This window comes from Pseudomonas sp. LBUM1646 (genome assembly GCF_059716165.1).
The window spans coordinates 1,042,410-1,063,913 of record NZ_CP166810.1; the positions used below are offsets into that span (position 1 = coordinate 1,042,410).

At 60.5% G+C, this 21,504-nt stretch carries 21 protein-coding genes; 14 read left to right on the forward strand and 7 right to left on the reverse strand.

Annotation, left to right across the window (positions count from 1 at the left end):
- Positions 1-6: 6 nt before the first annotated feature.
- Entirely contained in the window at positions 7-1,458 is a 1,452-nt protein-coding gene (gene gatA / locus ACA071_RS04465; protein ID WP_497643307.1) for an Asp-tRNA(Asn)/Glu-tRNA(Gln) amidotransferase subunit GatA, read from the reverse strand.
- A 16-nt stretch (positions 1,459-1,474) separates the two neighbouring features.
- Complete coding sequence (gene gatC / locus ACA071_RS04470) at positions 1,475-1,762, reverse strand: Asp-tRNA(Asn)/Glu-tRNA(Gln) amidotransferase subunit GatC (protein WP_007901429.1); 288 nt, start codon at positions 1,760-1,762, stop codon at positions 1,475-1,477.
- Between the two features lie 211 nt (positions 1,763-1,973).
- Here gatC and mreB point away from each other — a divergent pair, with 211 nt between their 5' ends.
- From mreB to tldD, 8 genes are all read left to right on the forward strand, one after another.
- A complete protein-coding gene (gene mreB, locus ACA071_RS04475; RefSeq protein WP_002555108.1) occupies positions 1,974-3,011 on the forward strand; it encodes a rod shape-determining protein MreB in 1,038 nt (345 codons plus the stop codon).
- Positions 3,012-3,152: 141 nt separating this feature from the next.
- A complete protein-coding gene (gene mreC / locus ACA071_RS04480) occupies positions 3,153-4,265 on the forward strand; it encodes a rod shape-determining protein MreC (protein ID WP_497645269.1) in 1,113 nt (370 codons plus the stop codon).
- Positions 4,265-4,756 carry a rod shape-determining protein MreD gene (gene mreD / locus ACA071_RS04485; RefSeq protein ID WP_133838528.1) on the forward strand — a complete coding sequence of 164 codons (492 nt, stop codon included), beginning with the start codon at positions 4,265-4,267 and terminating at the stop codon, positions 4,754-4,756. Before mreC ends, mreD begins: the two co-directional genes overlap by 1 nt.
- Before the next feature lie 202 nt (positions 4,757-4,958).
- Complete coding sequence (locus tag ACA071_RS04490; RefSeq protein WP_497643308.1) at positions 4,959-5,555, forward strand: Maf family protein; 597 nt, start codon at positions 4,959-4,961, stop codon at positions 5,553-5,555.
- Between the two features lie 57 nt (positions 5,556-5,612).
- Entirely contained in the window at positions 5,613-7,070 is a 1,458-nt protein-coding gene (gene rng / locus ACA071_RS04495) for a ribonuclease G (protein ID WP_123516354.1), read from the forward strand.
- Between the two features lie 75 nt (positions 7,071-7,145).
- The gene (locus ACA071_RS04500; RefSeq protein WP_497643309.1) at positions 7,146-10,949 is read left to right on the forward strand and encodes a YhdP family protein; all 3,804 of its coding nucleotides are present in this window, start codon (positions 7,146-7,148) and stop codon (positions 10,947-10,949) included.
- A gap of 83 nt (positions 10,950-11,032) precedes the next feature.
- On the forward strand, positions 11,033-11,893 hold the full coding sequence (locus ACA071_RS04505) for a carbon-nitrogen hydrolase family protein (RefSeq protein WP_497643310.1): 861 nt from the start codon (positions 11,033-11,035) through the stop codon (positions 11,891-11,893).
- Between the two features lie 5 nt (positions 11,894-11,898).
- Positions 11,899-13,341 (forward strand): metalloprotease TldD, encoded by a 1,443-nt coding sequence (gene tldD, locus ACA071_RS04510; RefSeq protein WP_497643311.1) that lies wholly within the window; start codon positions 11,899-11,901, stop codon positions 13,339-13,341.
- Between the two features lie 48 nt (positions 13,342-13,389).
- Here tldD and yjgA read toward each other — a convergent pair whose 3' ends face one another.
- A complete protein-coding gene (gene yjgA, locus ACA071_RS04515) occupies positions 13,390-13,914 on the reverse strand; it encodes a ribosome biogenesis factor YjgA (RefSeq protein WP_497643312.1) in 525 nt (174 codons plus the stop codon).
- Between the two features lie 108 nt (positions 13,915-14,022).
- Between yjgA and pmbA the strand changes: the two genes are divergently transcribed.
- The 6 genes from pmbA to ACA071_RS04545 all read left to right on the forward strand — a co-directional run bounded on the left by pmbA (position 14,023) and on the right by ACA071_RS04545 (position 19,349).
- On the forward strand, positions 14,023-15,369 hold the full coding sequence (gene pmbA / locus ACA071_RS04520; RefSeq protein ID WP_497643313.1) for a metalloprotease PmbA: 1,347 nt from the start codon (positions 14,023-14,025) through the stop codon (positions 15,367-15,369).
- 210 nt (positions 15,370-15,579) lie between these two features.
- Positions 15,580-15,987: a FagA protein gene (locus ACA071_RS04525; RefSeq protein WP_497643314.1), complete on the forward strand. Its 408-nt coding sequence runs from the start codon at positions 15,580-15,582 to the stop codon at positions 15,985-15,987.
- Positions 15,968-17,344, forward strand: coding sequence for a class II fumarate hydratase (locus tag ACA071_RS04530; RefSeq protein WP_497643315.1), 1,377 nt, complete (start codon positions 15,968-15,970; stop codon positions 17,342-17,344). The genes ACA071_RS04525 and ACA071_RS04530 overlap by 20 nt, the downstream gene beginning before the upstream one ends.
- Positions 17,345-17,371: 27 nt before the next feature.
- Complete coding sequence (locus ACA071_RS04535; protein WP_497643316.1) at positions 17,372-17,812, forward strand: DUF2753 family protein; 441 nt, start codon at positions 17,372-17,374, stop codon at positions 17,810-17,812.
- A gap of 1 nt (position 17,813) precedes the next feature.
- Positions 17,814-18,425 carry a superoxide dismutase gene (locus ACA071_RS04540; protein ID WP_497643317.1) on the forward strand — a complete coding sequence of 204 codons (612 nt, stop codon included), beginning with the start codon at positions 17,814-17,816 and terminating at the stop codon, positions 18,423-18,425.
- A gap of 30 nt (positions 18,426-18,455) precedes the next feature.
- Positions 18,456-19,349: a ZIP family metal transporter gene (locus ACA071_RS04545; RefSeq protein ID WP_497643318.1), complete on the forward strand. Its 894-nt coding sequence runs from the start codon at positions 18,456-18,458 to the stop codon at positions 19,347-19,349.
- Positions 19,350-19,511: 162 nt separating this feature from the next.
- Here the strand turns inward: ACA071_RS04545 and ACA071_RS04550 are convergent, their stop codons facing one another.
- The 4 genes from ACA071_RS04550 to hpf are packed head-to-tail and all read right to left on the reverse strand — an operon-like array spanning position 19,512 to position 21,448.
- Positions 19,512-19,787, reverse strand: coding sequence for an HPr family phosphocarrier protein (locus tag ACA071_RS04550; RefSeq protein WP_497643319.1), 276 nt, complete (start codon positions 19,785-19,787; stop codon positions 19,512-19,514).
- A 15-nt stretch (positions 19,788-19,802) separates the two neighbouring features.
- Positions 19,803-20,660, reverse strand: coding sequence for an RNase adapter RapZ (gene rapZ, locus ACA071_RS04555; RefSeq protein ID WP_169371599.1), 858 nt, complete (start codon positions 20,658-20,660; stop codon positions 19,803-19,805).
- A gap of 2 nt (positions 20,661-20,662) precedes the next feature.
- Entirely contained in the window at positions 20,663-21,127 is a 465-nt protein-coding gene (gene ptsN / locus ACA071_RS04560) for a PTS IIA-like nitrogen regulatory protein PtsN (RefSeq protein ID WP_497643320.1), read from the reverse strand.
- Positions 21,128-21,139: 12 nt separating this feature from the next.
- On the reverse strand, positions 21,140-21,448 hold the full coding sequence (hpf, locus tag ACA071_RS04565; RefSeq protein ID WP_149657581.1) for a ribosome hibernation-promoting factor, HPF/YfiA family: 309 nt from the start codon (positions 21,446-21,448) through the stop codon (positions 21,140-21,142).
- Positions 21,449-21,504: the final 56 nt, after the last annotated feature.

The following is a 21,504-nucleotide window of genomic DNA, read 5'->3' on the forward strand; positions in this document are numbered from 1 at the left end:
TTCTCCTCAGAAGCCGGTTGGGGTGCGGGTGTGCCAGTCAGTGTTCAACTGATACTGATGGGCCACGTTCAACAGGCGACCTTCCTGGAAATACGGGGCGAGCAATTGCACGCCGACCGGCAGACCGTCGACAAAACCGGCCGGCATCGACAAGCCCGGCAGGCCGGCGAGGTTGGCGGTGATGGTGTAGATGTCTTCCAGGTATTCGGCGATCGGATCATTTTTGTTGGCGCCGATCTTCCAGGCCGGGTTCGGCGTGGTTGGGCCGAGGATGACGTCGACCTCGGTAAAGGCAGCCATGAAGTCGTTCTTCACCAGGCGACGAATCTTCTGTGCCTTCAGGTAGTAGGCGTCGTAGTAACCGGCCGACAGCGCGTAGGCACCGACCATGATCCGGCGCTGCACTTCCGGGCCGAAACCTTCGCCACGGGAGCGCTTGTACAGGTCTTCCAGGTTTTTCGGGTCTTCGCAGCGATAGCCGAAACGCACGCCGTCGAAACGCGAGAGGTTGGAGGACGCTTCTGCCGGCGCGATCACGTAGTACGCAGGAATCGCGTATTGCATGTTCGGCAGGCTGATTTCCTTGACCACGGCACCGAGCTTTTCCAGCTCTTTGACGCTGTTGTGGATCAGCTCGGCGATGCGCGGGTCGAGACCGGCGCTGAAGTATTCCTTCGGCACGCCAATGCGCAGGCCTTGCAGCGAGGTGTTGAGGCTGGCGCTGTAATCCGGCACGGGTTCGTCGATGCTGGTGGAATCATTGGCATCGAAGCCGGCCATGCCTTGCAGCAGGATCGCGCAGTCTTCGGCAGTACGCGCCAGAGGGCCGCCCTGATCGAGACTCGAGGCGTAAGCGATCATGCCCCAGCGCGAAACACGACCGTACGTCGGTTTCAGGCCGGTGAGGTTGGTGAACGCCGCCGGTTGGCGAATCGAGCCGCCGGTGTCGGTGGCGGTCGCGGCTGGCAACAGACGAGCGGCAACGGCCGCTGCCGAACCACCGGACGAACCGCCGGGCACGTGTTCCAGGTTCCACGGGTTTTTCACCGCGCCGTAGTAGCTCGACTCGTTGGCCGAACCCATGGCGAATTCGTCCATGTTGGTCTTGCCCAGCGTCACGGCGCCGGCAGCGGCCAGTTTGGCGACCACGGTGGCATCGTACGGTGCTTTAAAGTTGTCGAGCATCTTCGAGCCGCAGCTGGTGCGGATGCCTTGGGTGCAGAACAGGTCTTTGTGGGCGATCGGCGCGCCGAGCAGGGCGCCGCTCTCACCATTGGCACGGCGTGCGTCAGCGGCTTTCGCCTGCTGGAGCGCCAGGTCTTCGGTGAGGCTGATGAAACTGTTGAGCTGTGGATCGAGCTGGGCGATGCGCGCCAGCAGGACTTTGGTCAGCTCTTCGGAAGAAAACTTTTTATCGGCGAGTCCGCGGGCGATCTCGGCCAGAGTCATTTGATGCATTGCAGGCTCTTTCCCTTTAGTCGATGACTTTCGGAACCAGGTACAGGCCGTTTTCGACCGCTGGTGCGATGGACTGATAGGCCTCGCGATGATTGGTCTCGGTCACAACGTCTGCACGCAGGCGCTGGCTGGCTTCCAGTGGGTGGGCCAGCGGCTCGATACCGTCGGTATTGACCGCCTGCATTTCGTCGACCAGCCCAAGAATGCTGTTCAGGGCCGAAGTGATGTGTGGAAGATCGGCATCATTCAGGCCAAGGCAGGCCAGATGAGCGATTTTTTCCACGTCGGAGCGTTCAAGCGCCATTGCGATTCTCCAGTGGAAAACAGAACGGACGGCGTCCGTGTGTTAGATTGTCGGAACACTACCGCATTTCTACGGTCATAAGGCCGCGATTGTGGGGGTTGGTGCACAGAAAAGCGGCCAATTTAACATATTGGCGCCTTGCCCAAAATCCCTGTCGTTGTTAGAGTTTGCCGCACTTTTTTACCCACGCGTTGCCTAGGGTCCCTTTCCCATGTTCAAGAAACTGCGTGGCATGTTTTCCAGCGATCTTTCCATTGACCTGGGCACTGCCAACACCCTTATTTACGTGCGCGAGCGCGGTATCGTCCTGAATGAGCCCTCCGTTGTGGCTATTCGGACACACGGTAACCAGAAAAGTGTCGTTGCTGTCGGCACCGAGGCCAAGCGCATGCTCGGCCGTACGCCGGGCAACATTGCTGCCATTCGTCCGATGAAAGACGGCGTCATTGCCGACTTCAGCGTGTGCGAAAAGATGCTGCAGTACTTTATCAACAAGGTTCACGAAAACAGCTTCCTGCAGCCTAGCCCTCGTGTGCTGATCTGCGTTCCATGCAAATCCACCCAGGTGGAGCGTCGTGCTATCCGTGAATCGGCCCTTGGTGCTGGTGCGCGTGAAGTGTTCCTGATCGAAGAGCCAATGGCTGCTGCGATCGGTGCCGGCCTGCCGGTTGAAGAAGCACGCGGTTCGATGGTTGTCGATATTGGTGGTGGTACCACTGAAATCGCATTGATCTCCCTGAACGGTGTGGTTTACGCCGAATCCGTACGGGTTGGCGGCGACCGCTTCGACGAAGCGATCATCACCTACGTGCGTCGCAACTACGGCAGCCTGATCGGCGAATCCACCGCCGAGCGCATCAAGCAGGAAATCGGTACTGCCTACCCGGGCGGCGAAGTTCGCGAAGTCGACGTTCGTGGCCGTAACCTGGCTGAAGGCGTTCCACGCGCATTCACCCTGAACTCCAATGAAGTGCTGGAAGCTCTGCAAGAGTCCCTGGCCACCATCGTTCAGGCTGTGAAAAGTGCCCTGGAGCAATCGCCGCCGGAACTGGCTTCCGATATCGCCGAACGTGGCCTGGTGCTGACTGGTGGTGGCGCCTTGCTGCGCGACCTCGACAAGTTGCTGGCCCAGGAAACCGGTCTGCCGGTGATCGTTGCCGAAGACCCGCTGACCTGCGTTGCTCGCGGCGGTGGCCGTGCCCTGGAAATGATGGATAAACACACCATGGACCTGCTGTCGAGCGAGTGATCTCGCCCGATGCATCTATGCTGTGAGCGCGCAGGCAGCACTTTGCAGTGCTGCCTGTTGCGTTTATCTTCTGTCAGTCTGCATCCAGGCCGGTTTGATGCCGTATGAGTAAAGAGAACATTTGCCTGGGAGGAGCGGCTTATTAAACCGCTTTTCTCTAAAGGTCCCTCACTGGGCGTGCGCTTGTTGGTGCTGGTCGTGCTTTCGATCGCGCTGATGGTGGTCGATGCCCGCTTCACACTGCTCAAGCCAGTGCGTAGCCAGATGTCGCTGGTGCTGATGCAGTCTTACTGGATCACCGACCTGCCGCAGCGGCTATGGCAAGGTGTGGCCAGCCAGTTTGGCAGCCGTACCGAGCTCGTCGCCGAAAACGAAAAACTCAAGACCGAAAACCTGCTGTTGCAGGGCCGCATGCAAAAGCTTGCAGCCCTCACCGAGCAGAACGTTCGGCTGCGCGAGTTGCTCAATTCCTCCGCGCTGGTCAACGAGAAGGTCGAAGTGGCCGAGTTGATCGGCATGGACCCCAACCCCTTCACCCATCGCATCATCATCAATAAAGGTGAGCGCGACGGTGTGATCCTCGGCCAACCGGTGCTCGATGCCCGTGGCTTGATGGGCCAAGTGGTGGAGTTGATGCCGTACACCTCCCGTGTGCTGTTGCTGACGGATACGACCCATAGCATTCCTGTGCAAGTGAACCGCAACGGTCTGCGGGCGATTGCCAGCGGTACCGGTAACCCGGAGCGCCTGGAACTGCGTCATGTCGCCGACACCGCCGATATTAAAGAAGGTGATTTGCTGGTCAGTTCCGGCCTCGGTCAGCGGTTCCCGGCGGGTTACCCGGTGGCGACGGTCAAGGAAGTGATCCACGATTCCGGTCAGCCGTTTGCCATCGTCCGCGCCGTGCCGACCGCCGCTCTTAACCGCAGCCGTTACCTGTTGCTGGTGTTCAGCGATGGCCGCACCGCAGAAGAGCGCGCCAATGAAGCCGCCCAGGCCCAGGAAGCTCTGGACCAGCACGGCGGCGGGCCGATCATTCCGGCCACCGTGCCGAAACCGATTCCTGCGGTCGTGCCGGCTCCGGCCGTCGCCGCGCCGGCCACAACGCCAGCGGCCGCAACGCCCACTGCAACGACTCCGACCAAGCCTGCGGCAACCACCCATCCGGCCAAGCCTGTCGCCACGCCGCCGGCCGTGAAGCCCGCTGTCAAACCGCCTGTCTCTGCACCGGCCACCACTGGGGGAAGAGAATAATGGCGGGTGCTACTTCATCGCGAAACGGCTGGATTGTCTGGCTGACCTTTGCCATCGGCCTGCTACTCAGCGTTTCGCCGTTACCGCAATTCATGGAAATCCTGCGTCCCCTGTGGCTGGCATTGCTGCTGGCGTTCTGGGCACTGGCCTTGCCACAAACAGTCGGCATGGTCACCGCGTTTTGCCTGGGGCTGGCTGAAGACGTGCTCTATGGCACCTTGCTTGGCCAGAACGCGTTGATCCTGACGCTCATCACCTTTCTGGTGCTGTCGCTGCAACAACGTCTGCGAATGTTCCCGATGTGGCAGCAGTGCCTGGTGATCCTGGTGATCTTCGGCCTCGCCCAACTGGTCCAGCTGTGGCTCAGCGCCCTGACCGGCAACCGCCAGCCAACGTTGGCGCTGGTGCTGCCGGCCTTGGTAAGCGCGTTGCTCTGGCCGTGGATCAGCTTCGGTTTGCGTGGCTTGCGTCGGCGCTACAAGATCAATTAATTCGGTCAGGCATTTGCCCGCACCGGTGCCCTGTCTCGCAAATACGTTCCTTTTTTGGCGAGTGGCTGTTGTTGCCAGACAAGGCGCCGCGACGAGTCATAGCTGGCTATGGCGAGGAGCGGCAACGCAGTATGGCAACAACAGACGCCGCCAAAAAGGAACAGTATTTGTGAGGCAGGGCACTGAACAGGGAGATGTCTTGATGAAAACGTTGTACCTCGCCTCAGGCTCGCCACGTCGACGTGAACTGCTTACGCAGATCGGCGTGCCGTTCTCCGCCATCAGTGCGGACATCGATGAAACCCCTTTGCACAACGAAACCCCAACGGCCTATGTCGAGCGCCTGGCGCGCAGCAAGGCTGAGGCCGGGCGCCGCGCTGTCGTATCCGATGTCCCGTTCTGCGTATTGGGCGCCGACACCGCCGTGGTGCTGGACGGGAAAATTCTCGGCAAGCCAGTGGACGAAGCCGACGCTTGCGCCATGCTAATGATGTTGTCGGGGCATGAACACGAAGTCCTGACGGCGATTGCCGTGCTCGAGGGTGAGCGTTGCGAGTCTTTGGTGGTGCGCAGTCGGGTGCGTTTTCGCCAGATCAGTCGCGATGAAGCGGCCGCCTACTGGGCCAGCGGTGAGCCCCGGGACAAGGCCGGCGGCTATGGCATTCAAGGCCTGGGCGCGGTGTTTGTCGCCGGCCTCGATGGCAGCTATTCGGCGGTGGTCGGATTGCCGCTGTGCGAAAGCGCAGAACTGCTGGGCCATTTCGGCATACCCTGTTGGCAAACCCTTAACGCGCGCTAAGCGTCGTACTGACTAGATGCGGCCATTTTCGTGAACATGCCTGAACGAGACCCTGCCATGAGTGAAGAGATCCTGATCAACATCACGCCGATGGAATCGCGCGTGGCGGTGGTTGAAAACGGTGTCCTGCAAGAAGTTCACGTTGAGCGCACACAAAAGCGCGGCATCGTCGGCAATATTTATAAAGGCAAAGTCGTGCGGGTATTGCCGGGCATGCAGGCGGCTTTCGTCGACATCGGCCTGGACCGTGCGGCATTCATTCATGCCTCGGAAATCTCCCTGCGTGAAGGCCCTGCGGTAGAGAGCATCAGCAGCCTGGTGCACGAAGGCCAGAGCCTGGTAGTGCAAGTCACCAAGGACCCGATCGGCTCCAAGGGCGCACGCCTGACCACGCAACTGTCGATCCCTTCGCGCTATCTGGTGTACATGCCGCGCACAGCCCACGTCGGCATTTCCCTGAAAATCGAAGACGAAGCCGAGCGCGAACGACTCAAGCAAGTGGTCACCGACTGCGTGGCTAAAGAAGGCATCAAGGAAGCCGGCGGCTTCATTCTGCGCACTGCCGCCGAAGGGGCGGGGGCCGATGAGATTCTCATGGACATCCGCTACCTGCGCCGTCTGTGGGACCAGATCAACGCCCAGATCAAAACCATCGGCGCGCCGAGCGTGATCTACGAAGACCTCGGCCTGGCCCTGCGCACCTTGCGTGACCTGGTAAGCCCGAAGATCGAGAAGATCCGCATCGACTCTCGGGAAACCTTCCAGAAAACCACACAGTTCGTTGCTGAATTGATGCCGGAAATTGCTGATCGCCTTGAGCATTACCCCGGCGAACGGCCGATTTTCGATCTGTACGGCGTCGAAGACGAAATCCAGAAAGCCCTGGAACGCAAGGTGCCGCTCAAGTCCGGCGGCTATCTGGTGGTGGACCCGGCAGAAGCCATGAGCACCATCGACGTCAACACCGGTGCGTTCGTCGGCCATCGCAATCTCGAAGAAACCATCTTCAAGACCAACCTCGAAGCGGCCACCGCCATCGCCCGGCAGCTGCGCCTGCGCAACCTCGGCGGGATCATCATCATCGACTTCATCGACATGGAAGATGAAGAGCACCAGCGCCAAGTGCTGCGCACACTTGAGAAGCAACTGGAACGCGATCACGCCAAGACCAACATCATCGGCATCACCGAGTTGGGCCTGGTGCAGATGACCCGCAAGCGCACCCGCGAAAGTCTTGAGCAGGTGTTGTGCGAGCCGTGCAGTAGCTGCCAGGGGCGCGGCAAATTGAAGACGCCGGAAACGGTCTGCTACGAAATTTTCCGCGAAATCCTCCGCGAAGCCCGCGCCTATCAGGCGGAAGGCTATCGTGTATTGGCGAATCAGAAAGTGGTGGATCGCTTGCTCGATGAAGAATCGGGCAATGTCGCCGAGCTGGAAGGGTTTATCGGTCGCACCATTCGCTTCCAGGTCGAAACCATGTATTCCCAGGAACAATACGACGTGGTGCTGCTCTGAATCTCCAGGTTTCACCGCGACTAGAACGGCTGGCCTCAGCTTTTTGCAGTATTTTTGCCATGGGAGCCAACTGACATGGATCGTCTGACACGCATTTTGGCCGCACTGACCCGTTGGGGGCTGGGCCTGTGTGCGTTGGTTCTGGTGCTGATGGCGTTGTACGTCAGTCTCGGCCGAGAGCTGGCGCCGCTGGTGGCCGAATATCGTGCCGACATCGAGAGCAAAGCCACTGAAGCGCTGGGCATGCCCTTGCAAATCGGCAAGCTTGAAGGCAGCTGGAGCGGTTTTGCCCCCATCCTGCTGGCGCACGACGTGACGGTCGGTGCGGGCACCAATGCCCTGCGCCTGGATAACGTGCGTGCCGTGCCGGACCTTTGGGCCAGCCTGTTGGCCCGGGAAGTGCGCATTGCTCACCTGGAACTCAATGGTCTGCAGATAAGCCTCAAGGAAGGCGAGGACGGCCATTGGGCGTTGGAAGGTTTGCCGGTGCAGCAAGACCAGCCCATGGACCCGGAGCAACTGCTCAATCGCATGCAGATGGTCGAACAGCTGTCAGTACTCGACAGCCAGATCACCTTGCAGCCGCTGGACCATGCGCCGCTGACCTTGACTTACGTCGGCCTGAATCTGCAAACCGGGGCTTCCCGTCAGCGACTCGACGCGCGCCTGACCCTGCCCGATGGTCAGCCAGTCGCCATGAGTCTGCGCACCCGCGTGCGTGCCAGTGCGTGGAAGGATGGTGAGGCGCAGGCTTACCTGAGCCTGCCGCAAAGCGATTGGTCGAAATGGTTGCCCGCGCGCCTGACCCGGCAGTGGAATTTCTCCGAGATCAAGGCTGGCGGCGAGCTGTGGCTGAGCTGGGGGGAAGGCACTGTGCAAAGCGCAGCGATTCGCCTCAATGCCCCGCAACTCAAGGGGGCCTACGCCGAGCGTAAGCCGATCCAGATCAACAATCTGGCGCTCAACGGCTACTTCCAGCGCAGCGACGAAGGCGCCCTGATAACGCTCGACTCCTTGTCCATGAACTTTGGCGACACGCGCTGGGAAACCCATCTGCAAGTTCGACAAAGCGTGGCCACCGACAAAGCCGAAGAACTCTGGCACTTGCAAGCCGACCGCCTGGATCTGACCCCGCTCACGCCGCTGCTTAATGCGCTAGGGCCGCTGCCTGAGGGCATAGCCACCGCCGTCGACAAACTCAAGGTCACTGGTGCGTTGCGCAACGTGCTGCTCGACATGCGCCCCAACGCCACCGACGACAGCAAATTCAGTTTCGCGGCGAATCTGGAGCGGGTTGGCTTCGACGCCTATCACGGCGCACCGGCGGCGCGAAATGTCAGCGGCAGCATCAGCGGCGACCTCGGTCACGGCGAGCTGCGCATGGACAGCAAGGATTTTTCCCTGCACCTGGACCCGATTTTCGCCAAGCCATGGCAATACATCCAGGCCAATGCCCGGCTGACCTGGAAGCTCGATAAAGACGGCTTCACGCTGATCGCTCCGTACCTGAAGGTGCTGGGCGAAGAGGGCAAGATTGCCGGCGATTTCCTGATCCGTCTGCATTTCGATCACACCCAGGAAGACTACATGGACCTGCGGGTCGGCCTGGTGGACGGCGACGGCAAATACACCGCCAAGTACCTGCCAACGGTACTCAGTCCGGCGCTGGACGAATGGCTGCGCACGGCGATTCTCAAGGGCGCGGTGGACGAAGGTTTCTTCCAGTACCAGGGCTCGCTGAACCACGGCGCTGCCGACACCGCCCGCAGCATCAGCCTGTTTTTCAAGGTTCATGATGCCGAACTGGCCTTCCAGCCGGGTTGGCCACATGTCAGCAAGGTCAGTGGCGACGTATTCATCGAAGACAGAGGCGTGCGGATTCTGGCCAGCAAAGGCCAGTTGCTCGACACCCAGGTCAGCGACATCTACGTCAACATCCCGCATGTGCCGGCCGGGCAAAACGTCCACCTGTTCCTCGACGGTGGGTTTGCCGGCGGATTGGGCGATGGCCTGAAGATCCTCCAGCAAGCACCGATCGGCACTGCCGACACCTTCGCCGGCTGGGAAGGTGAGGGCGACCTGCAGGGCAAACTCAAACTGGATATCCCGTTGGCCAAAGGTGAGCTGCCGAAAATCCTGGTCGACTTCAAGACCGCCAAGGCGCGGCTGAAACTGGCCGAACCAACGTTGGAGCTGACGCAGCTCAAGGGCGATTTCCGTTTCGACAGTACCAAGGGCTTGAGCGGGCAGAACATCACCGCACGGGCTTTCGACAAACCGGTGAGTGCGCAGATTTTTGCCGATGGCAGCCCGGGCAAGCTCAATACCCGGGTCGCTGCGTCCGGGCAGGTCGAGGTGAAAAAGCTCACCGACTGGCTGAACGTGACCCAGCCGTTGCCGGTGTCCGGTGTCGTTCCTTATCAGTTGCAACTGAACCTCAATGGCGCCGACAGCCAGTTGGTCGTCAGCTCTAATCTCAAAGGCGTCGCCATCGATCTGCCGGCGCCGTTCGGCATGGCCGCCGATATGGGGCGCGACACGGTGTTCCGCATGTCCCTGCAAGGGCCGGAGCGGCGTTACGGCGTCACTTATGGCGACCTGGCGAATTTCACTTTCGCGGCACCGCCCGGTAATTTTGCCGACGGTCGCGGAGAATTGTTCCTCGGCAACGGCAACGCCGTATTGCCGAATACTAAGGGTCTGCGCATCAGCGGCGTGCTGTCCGAGCTGGATGTCGGCCCATGGAAGGATCTGGCGGACAAGTACGCTGGTCAGGACCCAGGCGGCAGCGCCAAGCAGTTGCTCAGCGGTGCGGACTTCAAGGTCGGCAAGCTCAGTGGTATAGGCCCGACCCTCGATCAGGTGTCGGTGCAGTTGAACCGCAAACCGTCGGCCTGGGCCTTGCAGCTCGACAGTCAGCAAGCCAAGGGCAGCGCCACGATCCCCGACGCGAAAGCCGCGCCGATTGCGATCAATCTGCAATACGTGCGTTTGCCGGCGCCTGATCCGACCGTGCTGGCCGACGAAAACTCGCCGGACCCGCTGGTTTCGGTGGACCCGACCAAGATCCCGGCGCTGGATATCACCATCAATCAGCTGTTTCAGGGCAATGACCTGGTAGGCGCCTGGTCGCTGAAAGTCCGACCGACCGCCAAGGGCATCGCCCTCAATACGCTGGACATGGGCCTCAAGGGCATCCTGTTGCAAGGCAGCGGTGGTTGGGAAGGCGCGCCGGGCGCGACCAACAGTTGGTACAAGGGCCGGATCAGCGGCAAGAACCTGGCCGATGTGCTCAAGGGCTGGGGCTTTGCGCCGAGCGTGACCAGCGAAGAATTTCATATGGATGTCGACGGTCGCTGGCCCGGCTCGCCGGCGTGGCTGGCCACCAAGCGTTTCTCCGGCAGCCTCGATGCTTCGCTGAATAAAGGTCAGTTTGTCGAAGTCGAAGGTAGCGCCCAGGCGTTGCGGGTATTCGGCCTGCTCAACTTCAACTCCATTGGCCGCCGTCTGCGCCTGGACTTCTCCGACCTGTTCGGCAAAGGCCTGAGTTACGACCGGGTCAAAGGCCTGCTGGTGGCGAGCAACGGCGTTTACGTAACCCGTGAGCCGATCCTGTTGACCGGTCCGTCGAGCAACCTTGAACTCAATGGCACCCTGGACCTGGTCGGCGATCAAGTCGATGCCAAGTTGCTGGTGACCTTGCCACTGACGAACAACCTGCCAATTGCCGCACTGATTGTCGGCGCGCCCGCCATTGGTGGTGCGCTGTTCCTGATCGACAAACTGATTGGCGACCGTGTAGCGCGTTTTGCCAGCGTCAAATACACCGTCAAAGGCCCATGGAAAGAGCCGAAGATCACCCTCGACAAGCCTTTTTGAGTTCTTTTTTGAAAAAGCACACACCAGGGCTATGGAGTAGCATGGTCCGTCTGCCCTTGTAAAAAGCGAAGAAGGAGCGCGGCATGTCTGTTGCGGTGATTCAAATGGTCAGCCAGAGCGATGTGCTGGCCAATCTGGCCCAGGCCCGGCGCTTGCTTGAGCAAGCGGCGAACGCCGGCGCACGGCTGGCGGTGCTGCCGGAAAACTTCGCCGCCATGGGCCGTCGCGACATCGCCGACATCGGCCGCGCCGAAGCCTTGGGCGAAGGTCCAATCCTGCCGTGGTTGAAACAGACCGCCCGCGCCCTCAAGTTATGGATAGTCGCCGGCACTTTGCCGTTGCCGCCGGTGGATCAGCCGACGGCGAAAGTGCATGCCTGCTCGCTGCTGGTGGATGACCAGGGCGAAACCGTTGCACGGTATGACAAGTTGCACCTGTTCGACGTCGATGTGGCGGACAATCGCGGGCGTTACCGTGAATCCGATGACTATGCTTATGGCGGTGGGGTTGTGGTGGCAGACACGCCCGTTGGTCGGGTCGGCCTGACGGTGTGTTACGACCTGCGTTTCCCGGAGCTGTACAGCGAATTGCGCGCTGCCGGTGCGGAGCTGATCACTGCGCCGTCGGCCTTTACCGCCGTGACCGGCGCGGCCCATTGGGATGTGCTGATCCGCGCACGGGCCATCGAGACCCAATGTTATGTGCTCGCGGCCGCCCAGGGTGGCACCCATCCGGGGCCGCGAGAGACTTATGGACATGCCGCCATCGTCGACCCTTGGGGTCGCGTGCTGGCGCAACAGGATCAAGGCGAGGCCGTGTTGCTGGCCGAACGCGATAGCAGCGAACAGGCGTCCATCAGGGCGCGGATGCCGGTGTCCAGTCACCGGCGCTTTTTCTCGCAGGGCGCCCAGCGACCTGCCTCAGAACGTGAATTTAAGGCGTAAAGCATATGAGCGAGTTGTTGTCCTCAGTCAGTGAACACCTCCTGGCGCCCGGCGGCGTAACGATCGAGAGCCTGCAAAGTGTGCTCGGCGATCTGGCCGGCCCGGGCATCGATGCTGCCGATCTGTATTTCCAGGGCCAGATTTCCGAGTCCTGGGCGCTGGAAGACGGGATCGTCAAGGAAGGCAGCTTCAACCTCGACCAGGGCGTCGGCGTGCGGGCGCAATCGGGTGAAAAAACCGGTTTTGCCTACAGCAATGCCATCACCCTCGAAGCGCTGGGCGCGGCGGCCCGTGCGGCCCGTTCGATCTCCCGCGCCGGGCAGAACGGCACGGTGCAAGCGTTCACCACTCAGGATGTCGCCCAGTTGTACGGCCCGGACAACCCATTGGAAGTGATGACCCGCGCCGAAAAAGTCGACCTGCTCAAGCGCATCGACGTCGCGACTCGCGCCCTCGACCCGCGTATCCAGCAAGTCACGGTGAGCATGGCCGGGGTGTGGGAACGCATTCTCGTGGCGTCTACCGACGGCAGCCTGGCGGCGGATGTGCGGCCATTGGTGCGTTTTAACGTCAGTGTGATCGTCGAGCAGAACGGGCGCCGTGAGCGCGGTGGTCATGGCGGTGGCGGGCGTACCGATTACCGTTATTTCCTCGGCGAAGACCGCGCCATGGGCTATGCCCGAGAAGCGTTGCGTCAGGCGCTGGTGAACCTGGAAGCCATCCCGGCGCCGGCCGGTACGTTGCCGGTGGTGTTGGGTTCGGGCTGGTCCGGTGTGCTGTTGCACGAAGCGGTCGGTCATGGTCTGGAAGGCGACTTCAACCGCAAGGGCAGTTCGGCCTACAGCGGGCGCATGGGCGAGATGGTCGCGTCCAAGCTCTGCACCATCGTTGATGACGGCACCTTGGCCGGGCGTCGTGGCTCGCTGAGCGTCGATGACGAAGGCACCCCGACCGAGTGCACCACGCTGATCGAAAACGGCGTACTCAAAGGCTACATGCAGGACAAGCTCAACGCCCGCCTGATGGGCGTGGCCCGCACCGGTAACGGTCGTCGCGAATCTTATGCGCACCTGCCGATGCCGCGCATGACCAACACCTACATGCTGGCCGGCGAAAGCGACCCGGCAGAAATTATCGCTTCGGTGAAGCGTGGCATCTACTGCGCCAACCTCGGCGGCGGTCAGGTGGACATCACCAGCGGCAAATTCGTGTTCTCCACCAGCGAGGCGTATCTGATCGAGGACGGCAAAATCACCGCCCCGGTCAAAGGCGCGACGTTGATCGGCAACGGGCCGGAAGCCATGAGCAAGGTGTCGATGGTCGGTAACGATCTGGCGCTGGACAGCGGCGTGGGGACGTGTGGCAAGGATGGGCAGTCGGTGCCGGTGGGTGTCGGCCAGCCAACGCTGAAAATCGATGCGATCACTGTGGGTGGCACAGGATCGTAAGGGATGGAGCTTCGGGTGAACCGCTTGGCGGCTCACCCGATTCGGGACTTAACGCAGACCGCGTTGAGTCTCGTCCAGCTCACGGATGTACTTGAACATTTTACGGCTCGATGCCGGTGGCTTGTTGGTCGCCAGTTCGTGCTGGGCCTGACGGATCAGGGAGCGCAACTGTTGACGATCAGCCTCCGGGTAATCGATGACGAATTTCTCCAGGACCGCGTCATCGCCCGCAATCAAGCGATCGCGCCAGCGTTCCAGGCCATGGAAACGTTCGTTGTATTGCCGGGTGGAGGCATCGAGTTGATCGAGCAACATGAGAATGGCGTCAGTGTCCTGATCGCGCATCAGTTTGCCGATGAACATAAGGTGCCGTTTACGCGCGATATTCGCGGTGTGCTTGGGCGCATCGGCCAGTGCCCGGCGCATAGCGTCGGTCAACGGCAGTTTTGCCAGCAAGTCAGGCTTGAGCGTTGTAAGGCGTTCGCCGAGGTCAACCAGAGCATGTAGCTCGCGTTTAACCTGGGATTTGCTTTTTTCTCCCGTATCGAGGGAGTCGTCGTAAGAATCAACCATGGTGGCCGTCCGCAAAGAAACGCCGCCATGATAACCAGTCGGGGGCCGCTTGTCCGGCCCGGTCGCTCGAAGGCCCCAGCCGAAAGCAGAATTTGAGTGGAGAACAGCATGAGTGCAGTTGAAAGCGTCGGCCCACAAGCGTTGCCGGCACTGCAAGAGCAAGTCGAGCAGATCATCGCTGAAGCCAAGCGCCAGGGTGCCAGTGCCTGTGAAGTCGCGGTGTCGCTGGAGCAGGGCCTGTCCACTTCGGTGCGTCAGCGGGAAGTCGAAACCGTCGAATTCAATCGTGATCAAGGCTTTGGCATCACCTTGTACGTCGGCCAGCGCAAAGGCTCGGCCAGCACCTCGGCCAGCGGTCCTGATGCGATTCGCGAAACCGTCGCCGCCGCGCTGGCCATTGCCAAGCACACCTCGGAAGACGAAGCCTCAGGCTTGGCTGATGCCGCACTGATGGCCAAGGATCTGAAGGATTTCGACCTGTTCCACCAATGGGACATCACCCCTGAGCAGGCCATCGAGATGGCCCTGACTTGTGAAGCGGCGGCGTTTGCCACCGACAGCCGGATCAAGAACGCCGACGGCACGACCCTCAGCACCCACCAGGGCTGCCGCGTGTATGGCAACAGCCACGGGTTTATCGGCGGCTACGCGTCGACCCGACACAGCTTGAGTTGCGTGATGATCGCCGAGGCCGAAGGCCAGATGCAGCGCGACTACTGGTACGACGTGAGTCGTCAGGGCAACTTGCTGGCCGACCCAGTGAGCATTGGCCAGCGTGCTGCGCAAAGGGCGGCGAGCCGTCTGGGCGCGCGTCCGGTGCCGACTTGCGAAGTGCCGGTGCTGTTTTCGGCGGAACTGGCCGGTGGTTTGTTCGGCAGCTTCCTGTCGGCGGTGTCCGGCGGCAGCTTGTATCGCAAGTCGTCGTTCCTCGAAGGCACCCTGGGGCAGAAGCTGTTCCCGGAATGGCTGACCCTCGATGAGCGTCCGCATTTGATGCAGGCGATGGGCAGTTCGGCGTTTGATGGCGATGGTTTGGCGACTTATGCCAAACCGTTCGTCGAGAATGGCGTGCTGGTGTCGTACATCCTCGGCACGTATTCCGGTCGCAAACTGGGCATGCCGAGCACCGCGAACGCGGGCGGCGTGCACAACCTGTTCGTCACCCATGGTGATGAAGATCAGGCCGCGCTGTTGCGTCGCATGGGCCGTGGTTTGCTGGTTACCGAATTGATGGGCCAGGGCCTGAACATGGTCACCGGTGATTATTCCCGCGGTGCGGCGGGTTTCTGGGTTGAGAACGGTGAAATCCAGTTTGCAGTCCAGGAAGTCACCATCGCCGGCAACATGCGCGACATGTTCAAGCAGATTGTGGCGGTGGGGAATGACTTGGAACTGCGCAGCAACATTCGCACCGGTTCGGTGTTGATCGAGCGGATGACGGTGGCGGGTAGCTAACCCCGACCGTTACACAAAAGGCGCGTCACCCATTGGGTGGCGCGCCTTTTTTGTGTTTGTTGTAGAAGCAAAGCTTGCTCGCGATGGCGTCCCCAAAATTGTCATCGCGAGCAAGCTTTGATCCTACCGTTCGGCGGTGCATGTCAGCGGGGTTGTTTTGGTTCTCATTATCATCTAATAATAAATCTCATTACCGAATGAGCCCGGATTATGAGTTCTGCCTTGCACGAGCAGCCTTACCTCGAAAGCTGGCGCTGGATGAGCCGCCAGATTCGTTGCGCGATGGACCCCGATGAGCCGCGCCTGATCGAACATTACCTGGCCGAAGGCCGGTATTTGGCCTGTTGCACGGCCACCTCGCCCTGGACCATCGCCGAAACCTCCTTCCGTTTGTTGCTCGACACCGCCGCCGATGTCGCGCTGCCGTGGCACTGGCGAACGTTCTGCCTTGACCAGGCCTGGCGGCCATTGCGCGAACTGGAACGTCTCTCCCTGTGTAAATGCCGCCTCAAGCGCTGGCAGAGCTACACCTGGCAACTGGCGACCTGCGAGTTGCAGCCTTCGATTCCTCTCATAGAACTGGTGCAAGGATTTAGTGATGACCAAGACACGTATTGAGCGCGACAGCATGGGTGAGCTTCAAGTCCCGGAAGCCGCCCTCTACGGCGCACAAACCCAACGTGCGGTGGATAACTTCCCAATCAGTGGCCAACCGATGCCGGTGCAGTTCATTCGCGCGTTGATCCTGGCCAAGGCCGCCGCCGCCCGGGCCAACGTCGAGCTCAAGCAGATCAGCGAATCCCAGGGCAAAGCTATTGTCGATGCGGCTCAAGGGTTGCTCGAAGGCGATTTCATGCAGCACTTCCCGGTGGATATCTTCCAGACCGGCTCCGGCACCAGTTCCAACATGAACGCCAACGAAGTGATCGCCACCCTGGCCAGCCGATTGCTCGGCGAGCCGGTGAACCCCAACGACCACGTCAACTGCGGCCAGAGCAGCAACGACATCATCCCGACCACCATCCACGTCAGCGCCGCATTGGCGTTGCACGAGCAATTGCTGCCGGCGCTGCTGCATCTGGTGCAAGTGATCGAGCACAAGGCCGAGCAGGTTCATCACCACGTCAAAACCGGGCGCACGCACCTGATGGATGCGATGCCGGTGCGCATGAGCCAGGTACTGAACGGTTGGGCGCAACAGCTCAAGGCCAACATCGGCCACCTGCAAGACTTGCTGCCGAGCCTGCAATCCCTGGCGCAGGGCGGCACGGCGGTGGGCACCGGGATCAATGCGCATCCGGAGTTCGCGGCGCGTTTCAGTCAGCAACTGAGCAAGTTGACCCAGGTGCAATTCCAGCCGGGCAAGGATCTTTTTGCACTGATCGGCTCCCAGGACACCGCGGTCGCGGTCTCCGGCCAGCTCAAGGCCACCGCCGTGTCGCTGATGAAAATTGCCAACGACCTGCGCTGGATGAACTCCGGCCCGCTGGCCGGTCTCGGCGAAATCGAACTCGAAGCCTTGCAGCCGGGCTCGTCGATCATGCCGGGCAAGGTCAACCCGGTGATCCCGGAAGCCACAGCGATGGTCGCCGCCCAGGTGATCGGCAACGACACGGTGATCACCATCGCCGGCCAGTCGGGCAATTTCGAACTGAACGTGATGCTGCCGATCATCGCCCAGAACCTGCTGAGCAGCATCGAATTGCTGGCTAACTCCAGTCGTCTGCTGGGTGACAAAGCCATCGCTAGCTTCAAGGTCAACGAGGCCCGGCTCAAGGAAGCGCTGTCGCGCAACCCGATTCTGGTCACTGCACTCAACCCGATAATCGGTTACCAAAAAGCCGCGGAGATCGCCAAGAAGGCGTATCAGCAGGGCCGTCCGGTGATTGATGTCGCCCTGGAACACACGGATCTGTCGCGCAGCCAACTGGAAGAGTTACTCAATCCAGAAAAGCTCACCGCAGGCGGCGTGTAATCACTGCTACCGCTTTGGAGGCTCACCATGGAGCACTGGAAACGCACGATCGAAAGGGCTAATCGCCATTTCATGCTGGGCGAGTTCGTCGATGCCCGCGAGGCTTACTTGCAGGCGCTGGCGCTGGCCCAGGTGTTGTTCGAGCGCTGGGCGGATGCCGACGAAGCGGTGGCCGCTTGCGTGATTTCCCACCACAACCTCGCAGACCTGCATTTACGCCTGAACCAGCCGGAGGAGAGCGCCGAGTACCTGTGCGCCATCCATCAACGTTTGTTACAGACCATGCAGGACCCGCGACTGGCTCCGGCCTTGCGCGAAGCCGCGTTGCGCCAAAGCAGTAAAACCTACGTCGAGCTGCTGAATTTCATCAGTGAGCACGGCGAATACCCGCGCACCCATCGTTTGCTGCACATGGATGCGGCATCGCCCCGACACCAGTCTGCCCCTCTTCAACATGGAGTCCATTGAAATGGCTTTTACCCTGCCTGCCTTGCCGTACGCCTACGACGCCCTGGAACCGCATATCGATGCGCAGACCATGGAAATCCACTACACCAAGCACCACCAGACCTACATCAACAACCTCAACGCAGCCGTTGAAGGCACCGAGTTTGCCGAATGGTCGGTGGAAAAACTGGTGGCCAGCGTTCAGCAACTGCCAGAAAAACTGCGCGCCGCGGTGATCAATCAGGGCGGCGGCCACGCCAACCATTCGCTGTTCTGGGAGGTCATGGCGCCCAATGCGGGTGGCAAGCCCGGCGGTGCGCTGGCCAAGGCCATCGATGAACAGCTGGGCGGTCTCGACAGTTTCAAGGACGCCTTCACCAAAGCCGCGCTGACCCGTTTCGGCAGTGGCTGGGCGTGGTTGAGCGTCACGCCGCAAAAGACCCTGATCGTGGAAAGCAGTGGCAACCAGGACAGCCCGCTGATGAACGGCCATACGCCGATCCTCGGCCTGGACGTCTGGGAGCACGCTTATTACCTGCGCTATCAGAATCGTCGTCCGGAATACATCAACGCGTTCTACAACGTGATCAATTGGCCCGAAGTCGCGGCGCGCTATCAGGCTGCGCTGGTTTAAGTCCTCTGTAAAAATAATCCAAGGCTGACTATGGGTACTGAAACACTGGCGATCGGCAGCGGACGAATGTTTCGTTACGCATTGGGATCGCTGTTACTGCTGGCGGGTATGACGTTGTTGGTCGCTCAGGGATTGGCGTGGCTGGACCTGGAGCCAAAGTTGCTGCGCGCCCTGCAAGGCGGGGCGATCTGCGCTTTGGGCACCGCGCTGGGCGCGGTGCCGGTCCTGGTGATTCGGCGCATGCCCCAGGCGCTCAGTGACACCTTGCTCGGTTTTGGAGCCGGAGTGATGCTTGCGGCGACGGCGTTTTCGCTGATCGTCCCGGGCATTGCCGCGGCCGAAACCCTGGGCCTGACGCCTTGGGCGGCCAGTGGCCTGATCAGCTTCGGCATCATGCTCGGTGCATTCGGGCTGTTTCTGGTGGATCGCAAGGTCTCTGCAGCCCGCCCGGAAATGCTCGTCGGCACCTTGGAACGACCGGTCATTCCACCGCGGATCTGGCTGTTCGTGTTCGCCATCATTGCCCACAACATTCCCGAAGGCATGGCAGTCGGGGTTTCGGCCGGTGGCGGCATGCCCGATGCCGACAGCCTGGCCATGGGCATCGCCTTGCAGGATGTGCCGGAAGGACTGGTGATTGCGTTGGTATTGGCCGGCGCGGGGATGTCGCGGGTCAAGGCCTTCCTGATCGGTGCTGCATCAGGGTTGGTGGAGCCGGTCTTCGCGCTGTTGTGTGCGTGGCTGGTAAGCCTGGCGGAATTGCTATTGCCGTTAGGGCTGGCGCTGGCGGCCGGGGCGATGCTGCTGGTGGTGACCCATGAAGTCATCCCCGAGTCGCGGCGTAATGGTCACGACAAGCTGGCCAGCCTGGGATTGTTGATGGGGTTTTGTTTGATGATGGTGATGGATACGGCGCTGGCCTAGCAGGGGAATGCGCTTTTGTAGCAGCTGGCGAAGCCTGCGTTCGGCTGCGCAGCAGTCGTAAATCCGGTATACGCGGCTTGCCTGAAGGACCGCAGTGTCTGATTTTACGACTGCTTCGCAGCCGAACGCAGGCTTCGCCAGCTGCTACACAAGGCTGCGGTGTTACTCGCCTTCGCCGAAGTAGTCGTTGATCAACGCTACCAATGCCTGGAGCGCCTCTTCAGCCTGTTCGCCTTCGGTGCTCAGGTGGATCCTGGTGCCCTTGCCAGCCGCCAACATCATCATGGCCATGATGCTTTTCCCGTCGACCGTGGATTCCGGCGTGCGTCCTACTCTGATCATGCAGTCCTTGAACTCACCGGCAACACCGACGAATTTCGCAGAAGCACGGGCATGCAGGCCCAGTTTGTTGATGATTTCAATTTCCAGAGCAGGCATCGCGTTGTGAATCCTTTAGCTGAGGTCGCGGTGGCGAACCTGGACGTTCTTCAGGGATTGTTGCAGGGCCTGGCCCAGACGTTCGGTCAGGTAGACGGAGCGGTGATGACCGCCGGTACAGCCGATAGCAATGGTGACGTAGGCGCGGTTGCTGGCGGCAAAGCGCGGTAGCCACTTGAACAGGTAATTGTAAATGTCCTGGAACATCTCTTCGACATCCGGCTGTGCCGCCAGATAATCGGCTACTGGTTGATCGAGCCCGGACTGTGCTCGCAGCTCCGGTTTCCAGTAAGGATTGGGCAGGCAGCGCACGTCGAACACCACATCGGCATCCACTGGCATGCCACGCTTGAACCCGAAAGACTCCACCAGGAACGCAGTGCCGGGCTCCGGCTGGTTCAACAGGCGCAGCTTGAGGGTGTCACGCAGCTGGTACAGGTTCAGGTTGGTGGTGTTGATTTTGAGGTCGGCCAGGTCCGCAATCGGCCCCAGCAGTTGGGTCTCGTCGTCGATCGCCTCGGCCAGTGAACGGTTGGCGTTGCTCAGCGGGTGGCGGCGACGGGTTTCCGAGAAACGCTTGAGCAGGGTTTCCTCATCGGCATCCAGATACAGCACATCGCACTGGATATGCCGACTGCGGACTTCTTCAAGCAATTCGGGAAAGCGCGACAAGTGGCTGGGCAGGTTGCGGGCGTCGATAGACACCGCGACCAGTGGCTGTGCCAGCTCGGTATGGATCAGGGCGCGTTCGGCCAGTTCCGGCAGCAAGCCGGCGGGCAGGTTGTCGATGCAGTAGTAGCCGTTGTCCTCAAGGACATTGAGCGCCGTACTTTTACCTGAGCCGGAGCGGCCACTGACGATGATCAAGCGCATGATTACTGACCGTTTTGCTCGCTCAGGACAACCTGATACAAGGCTTCGTTGCTCGGGGCACTACGCAGTTTCTCGCGTACTTCCTTGCGATCAAGCATGCTGGCGATCTGGCGCAGCAACTCCAGGTGCGCATCGGTGGCAGCTTCCGGGACCAGCAAGACGAACAGCAGGTCAACCGGGGCGCCGTCGATGGCGTCAAAATCGATCGGTGCATCAAGGTGCATCAGGGCGCTGATGGGCGAGTTGCAGCCCTTGAGGCGACAATGAGGGATAGCGATGCCGTTGCCAAAACCGGTGGAACCGAGTTTTTCACGGGCAATCAGAGCCTCGAAGACATCTTGCATCTCCAGATCCGGCACTTCCCGGGCGATCAGGTTGGCAATTTGCTCGAGGGCTTTCTTTTTACTGCCGCCCGGCACGTTCACGAGGGAACGGCCGGGGGTCAGGATGTTTTCAAGTCGGATCATGGGTTGGGAGTGTTAACGACCGGTCGCGCCCTGGAGGAGGCTCTGGGTCTTTTCCTTATGCTTTTTGAGTTGTTTATCCAGCTTGTCGGTCAATGCGTCGATCGCCGCGTACATATCGGTGTGCTCCGCGTTGGCGACCACTTCATTGCCGGGAATATGCAGGGTGGCTTCGATTTTCTGCTTCAGCTTTTCGACCGTCATCGTGACCTGCACGTTAGTGATCTTGTCGAAATGCCGCTCTAATCGTTCGAGTTTTTCGCCGATGTAGGCGCGCAGGGGTTCGGTCACTTCCAGTTGGTGTCCACTGATGTTGACTTGCATACAGCTTCTCCTTCGTTGCCAGTGCATAAAGCGGCAGGTAAAGGTACCTGCCACTG